We start from the raw sequence: 17,273 nt of genomic DNA, 5'->3' as shown, positions 1-17,273 counted from the left end.
CCCGTGGGCAGTTCTCCGGCGAAGCCCGGCACGGCGCTGGTGGTGGGCGGCGGGATTTCCGGGCTCCTGTCCGCCCGGGAGCTCGCCACAGCCGGCCTTGACGTCACCGTGCTCGAGGCCGGTGACGCTTGGGGAGGCTGCGTTGGCAGCCACACCGTGTCCGGCCTCACGCTGGACAGCGGTGCGGAATCCTTCGCCACAAGGTCCGACGCCGTAGCCCGCCTTGCCACCGAACTGGGACTGGGCGGAAGGATCGTTTCCCCACGCCCGGGCGGTGCCTGGGTCCAGCTTCCCGACGGGCCCCGCGAACTGCCCAAGACCGGCGTGCTGGGCATTCCGGCCAACCCCTGGGACCCGGAGGTCCGGCGGACCCTGGGCATCATGGGCTCGCTGCGTGCCTCGCTGGACCGGCTCCTGCCTGCCTCGGTGGGTGCCGGTACCGGCGTAACCAGCGTTGCCGCCCTCGTCCGGGCACGGATGGGCGCGCGGGTGCTGGACCGGCTGGTTTCCCCCGTCGTGGGCGGTGTCCACTCCGCGGATCCCGGCCTGCTCGACGTCGACATGGTGGCGCCGGGCCTTCGAACCGGGCTGCGGAATCACGGTTCCCTCGCTGCCGCGGTGTCTGCGCAGCGTCGGCCCGCAATCGGTGCGGGAGCCACCGATCCGGGCCGTCCCGCCAAGGCCGGGTCCGCCGTCGCCGGTCTTGACGGTGGCATGCACACGCTGGTGGATGCCCTGGTGGCCGATCTGCGGTCGCGGGGGGTGACCCTGCTGGCGGGCACGGCGGCGACGGCCGTCAGCCGCACCATTACAGGGTGGCGGGTGGACGCCGCCGGCGCGCCGTTCACCGGCGACCTGCTGGTCATGGCAGTCGACGGTCCGGCCGCCGTCGGGCTCCTGGAAGCTGCGGTCCCTGCGATCGCAGGGAAGCAGCCGGCCTCGGGGCCTGACGTCAAACTTGTCACCCTGGTGCTGGACCAGCCGGACCTGGACCGGCGGCCACGCGGAACCGGGATTCTGGTGGCCCCGCAAACCCCAGGCGTCGAGGCGAAGGCACTCACCCATGCCACCGGCAAATGGGACTGGCTCGCCGCCGCTGCAGGCCCCGGCCGCCACGTGCTGCGGCTGTCTTACGGCCGGGTGGACGGCGCCTCCGCCCAGCCGGGCGGCCCGGACTCCGATGAGGAGCTCTTCGCGGCGTCGCTTCGCGACGCATCAGCACTGCTGGGCGTTCCCGTCGCGGCCGGCGACATCCGGGACTGGGACGTAGTGCGGTGGCGCGGGTCCCTCCCCTTCGCCGCGGTGGGACACCGGGCGCGGGCGGCAGCCATCCGGGAGGCGTGCACGGCTGCCGGCGGCCTGGCCGTCGTCGGCGGCTGGATGGCCGGGAACGGCCTGGCTGCCGTTGTTGCCGATACCCGGGAACAAATTGGCCGGATGACCGGCGCCTGACCATCACTGCTGGTCAGCGCGTCGGGGCGCCTTGACGCCCCCGTCCAGAACCTGCGGCCGGGCAGTTCCCGGTTTTCAATCGGGCCGGCGTTCTGGTTAGGGTCGATGACTATGGTTCAACACAGGTCCGAGCTTCCAATGTCCCGGACCGGTATCCATGGGGGACTCCGGCGAGGCACCGCAGCAGCGGCCGTCGGAGCGGTACTGGTTCTTTCCACCGGCGTCCAGGCGTCCTTGGCCGAGGACGCAGTCCCGCCGCAGGATCCCACGGCGGAAGCGTCGCTGAGTGCCGGCACAACAGCGTCCGCCGCCGTTTCGGCGGGAGGCCCGCTGTCCGCGCTGCTTCCCGATCTTCCGCTCCCGACCACCTCCGGGACTCCTTTGTCCCCGGCCGCGCGGACCCCCATGCCGACCACCCCTGCGCCGTCGTCGACTCCTTCGCCATCCTCTTCGCCGTCGTCCGCCAGGACCGGCCCCGCCACCGCCCCGCCACCTGCCGCGTCCACGGGTGCCGGCGCGGCGTCCGGCTCCGCGGCAGGGGTGTCCCCAGCAGCGCCGGCGGCTGCCCAGGCGGCGGTCCCTCCCGCGCCCGGAGCTGTCGATCCGGGCACGGGATCCAGCGTCGCAGCAGCAACGCCCGGCACGGCCGCCGGTGACGCTGCAGCAGGCCAGGAGAGTACGGCGCCGGTTGCTGCCGGTCCGGAAACCGGCGGGGCTCCGTCAACTGGCTTGCCGTCCAGCACTGCCCTGCAGCCGGGCGCCCAGCCGTCCCCGGCAGCCCGCACCGCGCAGGCGGCCGGAGTCCCGGCAAGTCCGGGCCGCCCGGTTTCGTCCATCGAGGCCCTGCCGGGTGTCCCCGATGCCATGGTGTGGCTGGGAGTCGGGCTCGTCGGCGTGGGGACCGCCGCCGGCCTCGTGTTCCTGCGCATGCGCCGGTTGTAAACGCCGTGCAGCCTGACCCGCGGGGCGGGATAATGTGACATTAATCACTTCTACGAGTTGTAGAACTGTTCGGTTTCCACTTGGTGGCGGTGAAGGGGCAAACTGGTAACCATGAGCCACACTTCTGCCGAATCTGTCACTAAAACCGAAGAATCAGCCGAGCAGTTCTTCACCCTCTGGACGGTCTTCAAGCGGTCGGCGTCGGTGGTCCGCAGCGCAGACGCTGCCGCCGACTTCGAAGCCCTGCTGGAGCGGCTCGCCGAGGCGGGCGTGACGCACCGGGGCAGCTACGACGTCTCCGCCATGCGTGCCGACGCCGACGTGATGGTGTGGCTCCACGGGCCCAAGCCCGAGGCGCTGCAGCAGGCCATCCGCGACATCCGCCGCAGCACCCTGTTTGCCGGGACCGAGATTGTCTGGTCCGCCATGGGTGTCCACCGCGAGGCCGAATTCGCCAAGAACCACACGCCCGCCTACTCGCGCGGCGTCGCGCCGGCTGAATGGCTCTGTGTCTACCCGTTCGTCCGCTCCTACGAGTGGTACATCCTGCCGGAGGAGGAGCGCGGCGCGATGCTCCGGGAGCACGGACTCCTGGGCCGGGAGTTCCCCCAGGTAATCTCCAACACCGTTTCCTCGTTCGCGCTGGGGGACTGGGAATGGATCCTTGGACTGGAAGCGCCCGAACTCGTGGACCTGGTGGACCTGATGCGCCACCTGCGCGCCACCGAGGCACGCAACCACGTCCGTGAAGAAGTGCCCTTTTACACCGGCCGCCGGATCACCGCCGATGAGGTTGCCGAGGTCCTCGCATGAGCCCGCTGGATCCGCAGGCAGCGGTCAACCCCGTTACGGAAGCCGGACGCATGGCGCCAAAGAATTACGACGCCGTCCTGCTCGCCTCGTTCGGCGGACCGGAAGGCCAGGACGATGTCATTCCGTTCCTCCGCAACGTCACCCGCGGCCGCGGAATTCCGGACGAACGGCTTGAAGAGGTCTCCCACCATTACCGGGCCAACGGCGGCATCAGCCCCATCAACCAGCAAAACCGCGAGCTCAAGGCAGCCCTGGAGGCCGAGCTGGCGTCCCGGGGGATCGACCTTCCCGTCCTGTGGGGCAACCGCAACTGGGCGCCCTACCTCCCGCAGACACTCCAGGAAGCGTACGACGCCGGCCACCGCCGCGTGCTGATGCTCACCACGAGTGCCTACTCCTGCTACTCCAGCTGCCGCCAGTACCGCGAGGACATCGGCATGGCCCTGACCGAAACCGGCCTGGACGGCAGGCTGGAAGTGGACAAGGTCCGCCAGTACTTCGACCACCCCGGTTTCGTGGAGCCGTTCGTCGAGGGCACCTCCGCAGGCCTGGCGGACGTCCTGGCCAAACTGGCGGCCGCAGGCACCCCGGAGGCTCCCGTCCACGTCCTGTTCGCCACCCACTCCATCCCCACCCGCGACGCCGAGGCTGCCGGCCGTTCCGAGGGCGAGCCGCGCGAGTTCGAGGAAGGCTCGGCGTACGTGGCCCAGCACCTGGCCAACGCCGCCGCGGTCATGGACCGGGTCAAGGCGGAGTCCGGCCTGGCCGCTCCGTGGTCCCTGGTGTACCAGTCCCGTTCCGGCGCCCCGCATGTTCCGTGGCTGGAACCGGACATCAATGACGCCATCGAGGAACTGGCAGGCCAAGGGGTCAAGGGAATCGTCATCGTGCCGCTGGGCTTCGTCAGCGACCACATGGAAGTCGTTTGGGACCTGGACACCGAAGCCATGGAAACCTGCGCCAACCTCGGACTGGCCGCCACCCGCGTCCCCACTCCCGGCACGCACCGCGCGTTCGTCGACGGCCTCGTGGACCTCATCTGCGAGCGGACCGTGGCGAACAACATCAGCGACCGCCCGGCCGTGACGGATCTCGGGCCCTGGTACGACGTGTGCCGGCCCGGCTGCTGCGCCAACTTCCGTGGCGAAAAGCCCACCATCTCCGGCGCTGACACCACAGTGGGAACCGGGCACGACCCCTATCCCGCGGGGACGGCCGGGGAAACGGCACAGCAGTGACTGTCCGGATCGGAACCCGCGCCAGCAAGCTCGCGCTGACCCAGACCCGGCAGACCGCGGACCAGCTGGCCGCCGTCGGGGGTTTCCCGGTGGAACTGGTGCACATCAGGACCGACGGTGACGTCCTCACCGGATCGTTGTCGCAAATGGGCGGCACCGGCGTCTTCGTTGCAGCATTGCGTGATGCGCTGCTGCGCGATGAGTGCGACGTCGCTGTCCACTCGCTCAAGGACCTGCCCACAGGCGCAGCCGTGGGCCTGAGCCTGGCGGCGACGCCGCGGCGGGTGGATGTGCGGGACGTCCTGTGCGCCCGCGACGGACTCAAGCTGGCCGACCTGCCGGCGGAAGCCAAGGTGGGCACCGGTTCGCCGCGGCGGGCAGCGCAGTTGCGTGCTGCCCGGCCCGACCTGGAGATCATCGATATCCGCGGCAATGTGGACACCCGGCTGGGCCGCGTGCCCGGACTGCCCGGCAACTCCACTGACCAGGTGGTGCCCGGAAAATCCTGTGACCTCGACGCGGTGGTCCTCGCCGCCGCCGGACTGGAACGCATCGGCAGGCTGGACAGCGTCAGCGAATACCTCGAAACGGACGTGATGCTCCCCGCCGCCGGGCAGGGCTCACTGGCCATCGAGTGCCGCACGGCCGATGCCCCGCCGAAACCGGGTGCCACCGAAGGGTCCCGCGAGGTGCTGGCCCAGGCGCTTGCAGCCTTGGATGACCCGGACACCCGCCTGGCGGTCACCGCCGAACGGGCCCTGCTGGCCCGGCTCGAAGCGGGCTGCGCCGCACCGGTCGGTGCGTACGCCTACCGAAAAGGCAGCATGCTCCACCTCGAAGCAGTGGTGTGCGCCGTGGACGGCACCGCCACCGTACGGGACAAACGGGCCACGGACGGGCTGACGGAAGTCGGCGCCACGTTGCTGGGCATTGAGCTGGCTGAGGTCCTCCTCGCCGCCGGAGCCGCCGACATCGCAGACCTGCAGGCGTCCTGACCTGGCGATGACGCAGCCTTCGCCGAGCCCCGGACCGGACACGCCGCGCAGCGGTGAACCGTCCGGCGGCGGACCCCTGGCCGGTGCCAGGGTGCTGGTCACCCGGAGCCCGGAACGCGCCGCCGCCCTGGTGGACGCCCTTGAAAGGGCAGGCGCCGAGACGGTTCTGCTGCCGCTGATCGACTTCGAACGGGCACCGGACCAGCACGCGGTGGACGTCGCCTGCGATGCCCTGGCCGCCGGCGCCTTTGACTGGCTGGTGCTCAGCAGCGCGACCACCGTGCACGTCCTGCTGGAAAAAGCCGCAGACCGGGGCTTCGGCCTGGCCGGACTGGTCCCTGAAGGCACGCGCATCGCGGCCATCGGTCCGGCGACGCGCAGGCTCCTGGAATCCGGTGGCCTCACCGTTTCCCTTGTTCCGGCCGGAGAGCAGTCGGCAGCGGGCCTGCTGGGCGTCTGGCCGGGAGGCGGCAGGATCCTGTTGCCGCAGGCCGACATCGCCGCTGCCACACTGGCCGATGGCCTGCGGGCGGCAGGGGGCGATGTCACGACGGTCACTGCCTACCGCACCGTGGACTACCCGGCGGCAGCAGAGCGCCGGCTCGCCGTCCAAGCGGACGACGGCGGCGCACGCCACCAGCCGCCGTCGTACTCCCTCCTCACCCCGGAAGGCGCCGCGGCGGAGATCGCCGCGGGGCGCATCGATGCGGCGATAGCCGCCTCGCCCAGCGCTGTGCGACGCCTCTCAGCCCTCGCGGGCCGCCCGGGCTGCCGGCTGGTCGTCATCGGCCGGTCGACGGCGGAGCAGGCCGTGGCGCTCGGCCAGGACGTGGCTGCGGTGGCGGACGAGCCCACCCCTGACGGGCTGGTTGCCGCCGTCGCGAAGGCCCTCAACCCGCCCTGACCGGCCCGCCCGCCTCCCCGCTCCCCAAAAGCCTGATGAACCACGCGAAGGACAGGACCCATGACTTTCCCCAACCAACGCCCCCGCCGCCTGCGCACCACCCCCGCCATGCGCCGGTTGACCGCCGAAACCCGGCTCGCGCCCGCCGAACTCATCCTCCCGGCCTTCATCCGGGAAGGCCTCACCGAACCCAACCCCATCACGTCCATGCCGGGCGTGGTCCAGCACACCACCGACACGCTCAAACGGGCCGCGGCGGAAGCCGTGGAACTCGGCCTGGGCGGCATCATGCTCTTCGGCATCCCGGAAACCCGCGACGCCGAAGGCTCGGCGTCCCTGGATCCGGACGGTGTGCTGAACAAGGCCATCCGGGACGTCCGCGCGGAAGTGGGCGACGACCTGGTGATCATGAGCGACGTCTGCCTGGACGAATTCACGGATCACGGACACTGCGGGGTGCTCGACGCCGACGGGTACGTAGACAACGACCGCACCGTGGAAATCTACGCCCGGATGGCCGTGGCGCAAGCTGAGGCCGGCGCCCACATGCTGGGCCCCTCCGGCATGATGGACGGCCAGATCGCCGCCATCCGCTCAGCCCTTGACGACGCCGGCCACCTCAACACGTCGGTGATCGCCTACTCCGCCAAGTACGCGTCGGCGTTCTACGGACCATTCCGGGAAGCCGTGGACTCCCAGCTCAAGGGAGACCGGCGGACCTACCAGATGGATGCAGGCAACCGCACCGAAGCCCTCCGCGAAGTGGAGTTGGACCTGGCTGAAGGCGCGGACATCATCATGGTCAAACCGGCCATGAGCTACCTCGACATCGTGGCCGACGTCGCCGCGATGAACCCCGTGCCCGTGTCCGCCTACCAGATCTCCGGCGAGTACGCGATGATCGAGGCCGCTGCCGCCAACGGCTGGATCGACCGCCGCGCCGCCATCACCGAGTCCGTCCTCGGCATCCGCCGGGCCGGCGCCCACATGGTCCTCACGTACTGGGCCACCGAACTGGCCGGCTGGCTCAAGGAATCCCGGTGACGGCCGCCCAGGCGGCGGGACCCACCGCGCCGGTGGGGGACGACCGCATCCTCCTGGGCCTGAACACCTTCGGCGACGTGGGTGAGGCCCCCGACGGCAGCCCGCAGCCGCATGCCCAGGTCCTGCGCCAACTGCTGGAACAGGCTGAACTGGCGGACGCCGTCGGACTCCACGCCTTCGGTGTGGGGGAGCACCACCGCAAGGACTACGCCGTGTCCGCGCCTGAAGTCTTCCTCGCCGCCGCTGCGGCACGCACCACCCGCATCCGCCTGGGCTCTGCCGTGACCGTCCTGAGCTCGGACGATCCCATCAGGGTGTTCCAGCGCTTCTCCACCGTGGACGCAATCTCCAACGGCCGGGCGGAAGTCATGCTGGGGCGCGGATCCTTCATCGAATCCTTCCCGCTGTTCGGGCTGGACCTGGCCGACTACGAGGTCCTGTTCGAAGAGAAACTCGAGCTGTTCGACAAGGTCCGCGCACAGAAACCTGTGCACTGGGAAGGCCGCACCCGCCCGGCCCTCGCCGGCCTGAGCGTCTACCCGCCGCTGGAACACCACCTCCTGCCCACCTGGATCGGCGTGGGAGGTACCCCCGAATCCGTCCTCCGGTGCGCCCAGTACGGCTACCCCATCATCTTCGCCATCATCGGCGGCCAGCCGCGCGGTTTCCGGCCCCTCGCCGACCTCTACCGCGAGGCCATGGCCAAGTACGGCCACCCGATGCAGCAGATGGCTACGCACTCGCCCGGCCATGTGGCCGACACCGATGAGCAGGCCCGCGAAGAGCTGTTCCCGCACTGGTTGAAGCTGCGCAACAAGCTCGGTGCCGAGCGCGGCTGGGGGCCGGCCGGCCGGGGCGAGTTCGATGCCCTCTGCTCGGCCGAGGGCGCCCTCTACGTCGGCTCGCCGGAGACGGTGGCCCAAAAGATCGTGCGGCTCAAACGCAACCTGGGCGTGGACCGCTTCGACCTGAAATACAGCAACGGGCCTTTGCCGCATGCGGCCATGATGCGCTCGATCGAATTGATGGGTACGGCGGTGGCGCCCCGGGTGGCCGAGCTGCTCGCCGGCTAACCGTGCTTACGGCTAACTGAGAGAATAGGAACCATGACTTCCAGCAATCCTCGCAACGAGGCACTCTTCGACCGCGCCCGCCAGTTGATGCCGGGCGGCGTCAACTCGCCGGTCCGCGCCTTCGGCTCCGTCGGCGGCACGCCTCGGTTCATGGTCTCAGCCAAGGGCCCCTACCTGACCGACGCCGACGGCAAGGAATACGTGGACCTCGTCTGCTCGTGGGGACCGGCCCTGCTGGGCCACGCCCACCCGGCCGTGCTGGATGCCGTCCACGCCGCCGTCGACCGTGGCCTTTCCTTCGGTGCGTCCACGCCTGATGAGGCGAACCTGGCGGCCATCGTCCAGGAGCGCGTGCCCGCCGTCGAACGCCTGCGGATGGTGTCCACCGGCACGGAGGCCACCATGACGGCGGTCCGGCTGGCCCGCGGCTTCACCGGCCGCAACCTGATCATCAAGTTCGCCGGCTGCTACCACGGCCACCTTGACGGACTGCTGGCCGCCGCCGGCTCCGGCGTGGCGACCCTCGCCCTGCCCGGGTCCGCCGGCGTCACAGAAGCGACCGCCGCTGAAACCCTGGTGCTGCCCTATAACGACCTCCAGGCCGTCGAGGAAGCCTTCGCCGCGCACGGACAGAACATCGCAGCTGTCATCACCGAGGCGGCACCGGCCAACATGGGCGTCGTCACCCCCCGCGAGGGCTTCAACCTGGGCCTTTCCCGGATCACCCGGGAGCACGGCGCGCTCCTCATCGTCGATGAGGTCCTGACCGGCTTCCGCACCGGCTACTCCGGCTACTGGGGCCTCACCGGCGGTGCCCCCGACGCCGAACAGCCCTGGACCCCGGACCTGCTCACCTTCGGCAAGGTCATCGGCGGCGGAATGCCGACGGCGGCCCTCGGCGGCCGCGCCGACGTCATGGACTATCTGGCACCTACCGGCCCGGTGTACCAGGCCGGGACGCTGTCCGGTAACCCGGTGGCCATGGCGGCCGGCGTCGCCACCCTGACCCACGCCACGCGGGATGTCTACTCCTTCATCGACGTCCGCTCGCTGGAACTGTCCTCCGCAGTTTCCACCGCCCTGGATGCGGCCGGGGTGGACCACTCCGTCCAGTTCGCCGGGAACCTCTTCTCGGTGGCCTTCGGAACCTCCGCCCATGGTGTCCACAACTATGCCGACGCCCAGGCGCAGGAAACGTTCCGCTACGCCCCGTTCTTCCACTCCATGCTGGAATCCGGGGTCTACCTGCCGCCCTCGGTCTTCGAGGCATGGTTCCTCTCGGCCGCGCACGACGACGACGCCATGAACCGGATCTACGACGCACTTCCGGCCGCAGCCAAGGCGGCCGCAGCCGCCCAGGCCTAGGACCGCCGTCGACCGTTAAACGGACAATCCCCGCCTCCCGGACTTTTCCCCCCTGCGTACAAGGGGGAACAGTCCGGGAGGCGGGGATTTTTGGTCCGTGTCTGCTTGGCTGCCTACAGGACGTCGGCGAGGAAGCCCTTCAGCCGGTCCGTCCGTGGCTCGGTGAAGACCTGCTCAGGAGGGCCGGACTCCACCACCACGCCGGCGTCCATGAACGTCACCGCGTCCGAGACATTGCGGGAGAAGCCCATCTCGTGGGTGACAACCACCATGGTCATGCCGCCCTTGGCCAGGTCCGCCATCAGGGCAAGCACGCCCTTGACCAGCTCGGGGTCCAGCGCGGACGTCGCCTCGTCGAAGAACATCACCTCCGGCTTCATGGCCAGCGCGCGGGCAATGGCGACGCGCTGCTGCTGCCCGCCGGACAGGTTGGCGGGCCGGGAATCAGCCTTGTGCTTCAACCCGACAAGGTCCAACTGCTCCAGGGCCTCGGCGCGCGCTTCCTCCTTGGAGAGCTTGCGCAGCTTCCGCAGGGCAAGCGAGACGTTCTCCACCACCGTCTTGTGCGGGAACAGGTTGAACTGCTGGAACACCATCCCGATCCGGCGCCGGAGTTCATCCGGGTTGTCCTTCAGGACCGAACGGCCGTCCAGCAGGATGTCCCCCTGGTCCGGTTCAATCAGCCGGTTCATGACCCGCAACAGGGTGGACTTGCCCGACCCCGAAGGGCCAATGACGGAAGCCGTGGTGCCCTGCGGAACGTGCAGGTCAATGCCCCGCAGCACGTGGTTGCTGCCGAAGGACAGGTGGATATTCTTTGCGCTCAGTGTTCCGGACGTGAACTCACTCATGCCTGGGCTCCCTTCCCGACGACCGCTGCAGCTTCGTCCGGCTCTTTCTTTTCCGGCCGTCCGGTGCGGAGGCGGGAATCAATAAAGTTCACCAGGTGAGTGAGTGGAATGGTCATGGCGAGGTAGAAAATAGCCGCTGCCACGTACGGGGATAGGTTCCCGCTGCGTGCGGCGGCGTCCTGGCCGATCTGGAACAATTCCCGTTCCGTTGCCAGCAAGCCCAAGGTGAATACCAACGAGGAATCTTTGATCAGAGCGATGAACTGGTTCATCAGGGCAGGAAGTACCCGGCGGATACCTTGCGGCACCACGACTAGGCGCATGGACGGGCCATAACCGAACCCCAAGGCCCGTGACGCCTCAAGCTGACCCTTGTCTACGCTTTGAATGCCGGAGCGGAAGATTTCGCCCGTGTACGCGGCGGCCATGAGCGACAGAGCCGCAACGCCCATGGGGTAGGGGCTGTTGCTACCCGATATCTCGCGGAAAATCGGTCCGAATCCAAGTCCGATGACCAAGATGGTGAGGACGGCCGGGAGTCCACGAAAAACGTCCGTGTACACCCGGGCCGCCCACCGTGCCACGGGATTACGGGAGATTCCCATGAGAGCCAGAATCAGACCGAGGAAGGCACCGATAAGTCCCGAGGTGATCGCAAGGACCAAGGTGTTGGGCAGGCCAACGGTGAACATGCTTGGCAAGACCTCAGCGATCTTCCCCCAGTCAAAGAAGGTCTCTCCGAGTCGTGTCAGGAAATCCATATGGCGTCGCTATCTCTCCTGGTAGCCGGTATCTATTTCGCGGGGACCTTGACGGCCTTGCTGCCCGGCTTCCACCCCTCGGGGGTCTGCTCGGCGGACGTCGGGCGGTCCGTGTACCACTGGGCCGTCAGCTTGGACCAGGTCCCGTCGGCAACCACGGCGTCGAGGGCCGAGTTAAGAGCGTCGAGCAGGGCAGGGTTGTCCTTGGCTACGGCGTAGGCGGTGAAGTTCTGCGTGTTGAGCTTCTTCTCAGCAATCTTGGTGCCGTCGCCGGGCTTGACCTGGCCGGTGGCCTGCTGGGACGGAGCCACCCAAGCGTCCACCTGCCCACTCTTGAGGCTGGCGAACACGGTGTTGTAGTCGGGGAAGGAAACAGGCTCAAGCTTGAGGGTGTTCTTGACGTAGTCCTCCTGCACGCTGCCGCTGACGACGCCGATGCGAAGGCTGCCCTTCAGGTCGGCGAATTTCTGGACCTTGGCATCCTCTTTAGTCACAAGAGCCATGTAGCCGAAGTCATAACCGTTAGTGAACGCAACCGTTTCGCGGCGGGCGTCCGTTGTGGAAATCGAGGACGAGCCGACGTCGAACTGCTTGTTCTTCACCTGGCTGAGAAGCGCCTGGAACTTTGTGGAGGCGAACTCGATCTTGAGCCCCAGCTTGTCGGCCATAGCCCGCAGCAGCTCGTTGTCGTAGCCGGTGAACTTGCCGGAAGGGTCAATGAAGATGTTCGGCGGGGCATCGGAGAGGGTGCCGACGCGCAGGGTGCCCTCGGTGATGAGGCCGAGCTTGGTCTTGTCGATCTTGTCGATCGGCGTGACGTCCGCGGTGGTGTACTTGTCCAGTGTCTGCTGGTCGCTGCCCTTCAGGGCGTCGGTGGGGGTGCCGCTCGGCTGGGAGGAGCCGCCGCACGCCGCGAGCGAAACCGCAAGGGCGAGGGCAACAGGAGCGGTTGTGAGCCACTTCATCGCTTTGATTTTCATCAGGTTGTCACTTTCATTGAGTCCTAAGTCGACCGGGCCGCAGGGCTGCGCTGTGGCGCCTGGCACCTGCTCCCGGCGCTGGTCCAGCCGGGCTGGGCAGGCGGTGACCGCAAAACTTTATTGTCTCACCAGCGCTATCAGGCACTGTGAGCTGAAGAAAGTGCCGTTCCGTGACTGCTTGACCGAATAATGATCAGCCACGGAAGGAATTACGGAGTGATCAAAGCGCCTGGCGGCCACCCGGACGAAGGATCAGCCGACCTGAGGGGGAACTTGCATTAAGCAACGTGACTGTGACATGCCTCCCAATCCGGCAGGCGGCAGGAGCGGGCTAGAAGCCTCCGGCAGTGGCATCCTGGGGCGGCAGGACCGGCCAGTCTCCCTCGATCACTGCCGCAGGCTTGGTCTTGCGGAGGTAGTTCTGGAAGTCGGCGGCCTGGGCCGTGGCCCATTCGATCTGCAGTTGGTGCAGGTTGCCTGCCGGCATCTGCAATTTGGGGAACTTCCCGGCCATCGCATCGAGGACGCGCAGGGTGGCGAGAGCATCGGCGGCAGAGGTGTGCGCGTTGTCCAGGTTTACGCCGTATTCCTCGCAAAGGGCCGTGAGTGTCCGTTTGCCCTTGCGGTACCGGTCCACCTGCTTGTTCATGATGTACGGGTCCAGGATGGGGAAGCGGTGGAGTTGCGGCACCCCGTACCGCGCCGACTCCGCCGCGAGGACGGTGAAATCGTAGCTGGCATTGAACGCGATGACCGGAATTTTCGAGTCAAAGAGTTCCTGCAGGACGGCGGCGACCTCCCGCGTCACCTCATGGGCCGGCCGGCCGTCCCGCCTTGCCTGCTCGGTGGTGATGCCGTGGACATCACTGGCTTCCGTGGGAATTTCCACACCCGGGTCCGCCAGCCACTCGTGCTCCTTGATGACCCCGCCTTCATGGTCCACCACGGTGATCGACGCCGTGACGATCCTGGCCGCACGCGAATTGCGGCCGGTGGTTTCAAGATCAAATGCTGCGCGGGGGAGGGTGTGCCAGGAGCTCATGGTTCAACGCTAAGGGGACCCGCCGACAATTTAGTGGAACGCCACTGCCGCTACATTGGATCAATGCGGAAAGAGTATGTCCAGGCGGTCCTTGCCGTTGTCAGGCTGGTTTCGCCGGGATCCGCAGTGTCGTACGGGGATGTCGCCGAGCTCCTGGGCTCCGGTGGGCCCCGGCAGGTGGGCTCGGTGATGAGCCACTACGGAAGCAGCGTGCCCTGGTGGCGCGTCCTGAAAGCGAGCGGGCATGCTCCCGAAGGCCATGAAGCCGAGGCCTTATACCGCTACCTCGAGGAGGGTACCCCGCTGAAGGGAGACCATGCCGCGTACCTGCGGACAGGCGAAGGACGTTGGCGCGTGGATTTGGCTGCGGCACGCTGGGCCCCCACCGATGAGGATTTTGAGCGGATCGACGACGCCGCCGGAGAGTTGGAGGGTCGGCTCCGGAGTTTGTCAGTGGCTGATGATGGAATGAGTTTGTGACAGTAGCAATCCCCTTGGACGGCTCCTTGGCCCCGCGGCAGGAGCCGAAGGAAGCTCCGGAGGCCGCATTCCCCGGTGCCCCGGCCCTCCGGCTGCTCCCGCCCCGCCGGGTGCACGCCGAAGCAATCCAGCTCACGCCGGACCAGCAGGCAGCGGTGGATGTTCCGCAGGGTTCCGGGCCGGTCCTGGTACCCGGCGCACCGGGCACGGGAAAGACCACCGTCCTGGTCGAGGCAGCAGTCCAGCGCGTTTTCCGTGACGGGGTGGATCCGGAGCGCATGCTGATCCTGGCGCCCACCCGCCTTGCCGCAGACTTCCTGCGGGACCGCTTCACGGCCCGACTTGACCGGAGCCTCAGCACCACTCCCGCCAGGACCTGGGCGTCCTATGCATTCGACCTCATCCGGCGGGCCAAGGCCGAGGGCGTCATCCAGCTCTCAAGGCCACCCCGGCTGTTGTCCGGTCCGGAGCAGGACCTGATCATCAAGGAGCTCCTGGAGGGACACAGGATTCCCGGCCTCGAGCTGCCGTGGCCGGCCGATCTTGACCGTGCACTGGAAACCCGTGGTTTCCGACAGGAGGTGCGGCAGCTCTTTGACCGTGTGATTGAATCCGGCCGGACTGCCGAGGATCTCTATCGGTTGGCGGACCAGTGCGGACGTCCGGACTGGAAAGCGGCGGCAGCGCTCTACGCCGAGTACCGGGACGTCCTGGACCTGCGGATGCCTGAAGCGTTCGACCCCGCCGGAATCATCACAGCCGCCCGACAGATCTTCCAGGACGCCCCGGATTTCCTGGCGGCCGAGCGCGAGCGCCTGCAAGTGGTCCTGGTGGACGATATCCAGGAAGCCAACCCCGCCATCTTCGAACTGCTGGCCGATATCGCGGCCGGCAGCGACTCCTACGTGACGTCGTCCCCGGACACCGTAGTCCAGGGATTCCGTGGCGCCAGGCCGGACCTCGTGGCAGAATTGCCCCGGCTCCTGGCAGGCCAGGAGCCCGTCCTGGAACGCCCGCTCCGTTACGCGCACCGCCTGGCACCCGCGGTGGCCGAATCATGGCTCAGTGTTGCCGGCCGCATTTCGCAACGCGCCGGCGGCCAGTTGGCGCGGCGACTGGAGCCAATCGGCCGGCCGGCCCGGGACGATGGTCCGGCGCCGGACGGAGAAGATGTCCGGCCCGGCCGTGTCGAGGCCCACCTGGTCCCCACGCCGGTCCATGAACTCCGCTATGTTGCCCAACGGATCCTCGACCAGCACATCAACCACAACCGCGGACTTGGCGACATGGCGGTGATCGTTCGCAATGGCGGCCAGGTCAGCAAGCTGCAGCGGTACCTGTCCGGGCAGGGCATCCCGGTCCGGGTCCCCGTGGCTGAATCCGCGGTCCGGGACGAGGTGGCGGTCCGGCCGCTCCTGGATGCCTTCGCCATTGCCTTGGATCCGGCCCTGCTGACGCCGGAAGCCGCCGTGGCCCTCCTGACGTCGCGCATCGGAGGGGCCACATCCATCGAGCTCCGGCGGCTCCGGCAATCGCTGCGCCGGGAGGAACTCCTCGGTGGCGGCGGGCGGGCCAGCGATGTCCTCCTGGTCGAGGCACTGCTCGAGCCCGGGGCGCTCGGCGCCTTGGGCCTTGAAGGCCGGGCAGCGCGGCGAACCGCAAGGATGATCCAGGCCGGCCGGGCGGCAGCCGCCCTGCCCGGCGCCAATGCCGAATCAGTGTTGTGGGCTCTGTGGAACTCCACCGGCCTCGCCCCCGCATGGACCTCAACTGCCTTGTCGGGCGGTCCGCACGGGGCCCGGGCCGACCGCGACCTCGACGCGATGATGGCCCTCTTCCACACCGCTGAACGCTATGTGGACCAGATGCCCGGCGCGGGCCCTGAGCAGTTCCTGGAATACCTGCTGAACCAGGAGCTTCCCATGGACACCCTCGCTGCCCGCGCCCAGCTGGATGACGCCGTTGAACTGATGACGCCGGCCAGCGCCGCGGGCCGCGAATGGCCGGTCGTCATCATTGCGGGCCTGCAGGAGGGTGTGTGGCCCAATACCAGGCTCCGCGGCGAACTGCTCGGCAGCACCCTTTACGCCGACGCCGTGGAACACGGACCGGAGTATGCGCTCCAACGGGATCCGTTGAGCCGGTTGAGGGATATCCGCTATGACGAACTGCGCAGTTTCTCCACGGCGGTATCGCGGGCACGCGAACTCCTGGTGTGCACCGCCGTCTCATCGGAAGACGACCAACCGTCATCCTTCCTGGACTTCGTCGCACCACTGGAACCGGGGCAGGAGGGGCGCGTTTTCACCCAGGTCGAGCGGCCCATGACCCTGCGTGCCCTGGTCGCCGAACTCCGGCAATATGCCCAATCCGATGCTGCGGATCCCGCGCACAGGGAGGAGGCGGCCAAAGTGCTGGCACGCCTGGCCGCCGCCGAACCTGCGGTCGCCGGTGCCCACCCGGACACCTGGTGGGGGCTGGCTCCGCTGAGCTCCTCCGAGGCCGTGGTGCCGCCGGGGTCCACCGTGTTCGTGTCCCCGTCCAAGGTGGAGACCGTGCAGAAGTCGCCCCTGGACTGGTTCGTCCAGGCGGCGGGCGGCGAGGCGGCCACCGACTTTGCCCGCAGCCTTGGCACCCTTGTGCACGCGATCGCCCAGGACATGCCGGAAGCGTCCGGCTCCGAGTACGTTGCGGAGCTGGTGCGCCGTTGGCCGGCGCTGGGGATGAAGGATAACTGGGAAGGGCGGCTGGATTTTCAGCGCGCCGAGTCCATGGTGCGGAAGTTGGCGCAGTATGTGGTGGCCATGAGGGCTGAAGGCCGCAGCCTGCTGGGCGTGGAAAAGGACTTCGATGTCGCCCTAGGGGACGTGGTGGTGGACGCAGCGGCGCCGCGCGATGCAGTGCTCCGCGGGCAGGTGGACCGGCTGGAGGTCGACGGCGAGGGCCGCCTGGTGGTGGTGGACCTCAAGACCGGCAAGAGGCAGCCCGGCAAGGGTGAGCTCTCCAGCCATCCACAGCTTGGTGCATACCAGGCAGCGGTGGTCGCCGGCGGTTTCGAGGCCGGCCCGCAGGGGAACGGCTTGTCCGGCGGTGCCATCCTGGCGCAGCTCGGCACCGGGGCCAAGAACCCGTCCATCCAGCAGCAGGAGCCTCTGGACCCGCAGGAAAACTGGGCGTTGGACATGGTCAAGGATGCGGCCGCCGTGATGGGTGGCAGCGAATTCGTCGCACGGCACGATCCGGCCAAGGGCAGCCACGGCGGCCATGGCTGCCGGCTTCCCGAAGTATGTCCGCTGTGTGCCCGTGGAAGGCAGGTCACCGAATGAGCCACCC

At 68.2% G+C, this 17,273-nt stretch carries 15 protein-coding genes; 11 read left to right on the top strand and 4 right to left on the bottom strand.

Going from position 1 to position 17,273, the window contains the following annotated elements; translation table 11 throughout:
- Positions 1-3 precede the first annotated feature (3 nt).
- The 9 genes from hemG to hemL all read left to right on the top strand — a co-directional run bounded on the left by hemG (position 4) and on the right by hemL (position 9,826).
- Positions 4-1,452, top strand: coding sequence for a protoporphyrinogen oxidase (gene hemG / locus QRM96_RS13790; RefSeq protein WP_018760279.1), 1,449 nt, complete (start codon positions 4-6; stop codon positions 1,450-1,452).
- A gap of 138 nt (positions 1,453-1,590) precedes the next feature.
- Positions 1,591-2,394, top strand: coding sequence for a hypothetical protein (locus QRM96_RS13785; RefSeq protein WP_285320002.1), 804 nt, complete (start codon positions 1,591-1,593; stop codon positions 2,392-2,394).
- Between the two features lie 111 nt (positions 2,395-2,505).
- Positions 2,506-3,207 (top strand): hydrogen peroxide-dependent heme synthase, encoded by a 702-nt coding sequence (hemQ, locus tag QRM96_RS13780; RefSeq protein WP_018760278.1) that lies wholly within the window; start codon positions 2,506-2,508, stop codon positions 3,205-3,207.
- A complete protein-coding gene (locus QRM96_RS13775; protein WP_018760277.1) occupies positions 3,204-4,445 on the top strand; it encodes a ferrochelatase in 1,242 nt (413 codons plus the stop codon). Before hemQ ends, QRM96_RS13775 begins: the two co-directional genes overlap by 4 nt.
- Positions 4,442-5,440 carry a hydroxymethylbilane synthase gene (gene hemC / locus QRM96_RS13770; RefSeq protein ID WP_018760276.1) on the top strand — a complete coding sequence of 333 codons (999 nt, stop codon included), beginning with the start codon at positions 4,442-4,444 and terminating at the stop codon, positions 5,438-5,440. The genes QRM96_RS13775 and hemC overlap by 4 nt, the downstream gene beginning before the upstream one ends.
- A gap of 7 nt (positions 5,441-5,447) precedes the next feature.
- The gene (locus QRM96_RS13765; protein WP_285320001.1) at positions 5,448-6,344 is read left to right on the top strand and encodes a uroporphyrinogen-III synthase; all 897 of its coding nucleotides are present in this window, start codon (positions 5,448-5,450) and stop codon (positions 6,342-6,344) included.
- Between the two features lie 60 nt (positions 6,345-6,404).
- Complete coding sequence (gene hemB, locus QRM96_RS13760; protein WP_285320000.1) at positions 6,405-7,388, top strand: porphobilinogen synthase; 984 nt, start codon at positions 6,405-6,407, stop codon at positions 7,386-7,388.
- Positions 7,385-8,461 (top strand): LLM class flavin-dependent oxidoreductase, encoded by a 1,077-nt coding sequence (locus QRM96_RS13755; protein ID WP_018760273.1) that lies wholly within the window; start codon positions 7,385-7,387, stop codon positions 8,459-8,461. Before hemB ends, QRM96_RS13755 begins: the two co-directional genes overlap by 4 nt.
- 33 nt (positions 8,462-8,494) lie before the next feature.
- Positions 8,495-9,826, top strand: a complete 1,332-nt coding sequence (gene hemL / locus QRM96_RS13750) for a glutamate-1-semialdehyde 2,1-aminomutase (protein ID WP_285319999.1) — start codon at positions 8,495-8,497, stop codon at positions 9,824-9,826.
- Positions 9,827-9,939: 113 nt separating this feature from the next.
- Here the strand turns inward: hemL and QRM96_RS13745 are convergent, their stop codons facing one another.
- The 4 genes from QRM96_RS13745 to QRM96_RS13730 all read right to left on the bottom strand — a co-directional run bounded on the left by QRM96_RS13745 (position 9,940) and on the right by QRM96_RS13730 (position 13,460).
- A complete protein-coding gene (locus QRM96_RS13745) occupies positions 9,940-10,677 on the bottom strand; it encodes an amino acid ABC transporter ATP-binding protein (protein WP_018760271.1) in 738 nt (245 codons plus the stop codon).
- A complete protein-coding gene (locus tag QRM96_RS13740; protein WP_285319998.1) occupies positions 10,674-11,438 on the bottom strand; it encodes an amino acid ABC transporter permease in 765 nt (254 codons plus the stop codon). Before QRM96_RS13740 ends, QRM96_RS13745 begins: the two co-directional genes overlap by 4 nt.
- A 32-nt stretch (positions 11,439-11,470) precedes the next feature.
- Positions 11,471-12,418, bottom strand: coding sequence for a substrate-binding periplasmic protein (locus tag QRM96_RS13735; RefSeq protein WP_285319997.1), 948 nt, complete (start codon positions 12,416-12,418; stop codon positions 11,471-11,473).
- Positions 12,419-12,749: 331 nt separating this feature from the next.
- The gene (locus QRM96_RS13730; RefSeq protein WP_285319996.1) at positions 12,750-13,460 is read right to left on the bottom strand and encodes a 3'-5' exonuclease; all 711 of its coding nucleotides are present in this window, start codon (positions 13,458-13,460) and stop codon (positions 12,750-12,752) included.
- A gap of 63 nt (positions 13,461-13,523) precedes the next feature.
- Here QRM96_RS13730 and QRM96_RS13725 point away from each other — a divergent pair, with 63 nt between their 5' ends.
- Together QRM96_RS13725 and QRM96_RS13720 are read left to right on the top strand one after the other, a co-directional pair.
- A complete protein-coding gene (locus tag QRM96_RS13725; protein ID WP_285319995.1) occupies positions 13,524-13,940 on the top strand; it encodes an MGMT family protein in 417 nt (138 codons plus the stop codon).
- 26 nt (positions 13,941-13,966) lie between these two features.
- Positions 13,967-17,266, top strand: a complete 3,300-nt coding sequence (locus QRM96_RS13720) for an ATP-dependent helicase (RefSeq protein WP_285320042.1) — start codon at positions 13,967-13,969, stop codon at positions 17,264-17,266.
- The last annotated feature ends 7 nt before the right edge of the window (positions 17,267-17,273 follow it).

Source organism: Pseudarthrobacter sp. lyk4-40-TYG-27 (assembly GCF_030209295.1).
Lineage (GTDB): Bacteria > Actinomycetota > Actinomycetes > Actinomycetales > Micrococcaceae > Arthrobacter.
This window is presented reverse-complemented; position numbering and strand designations above follow the sequence as displayed.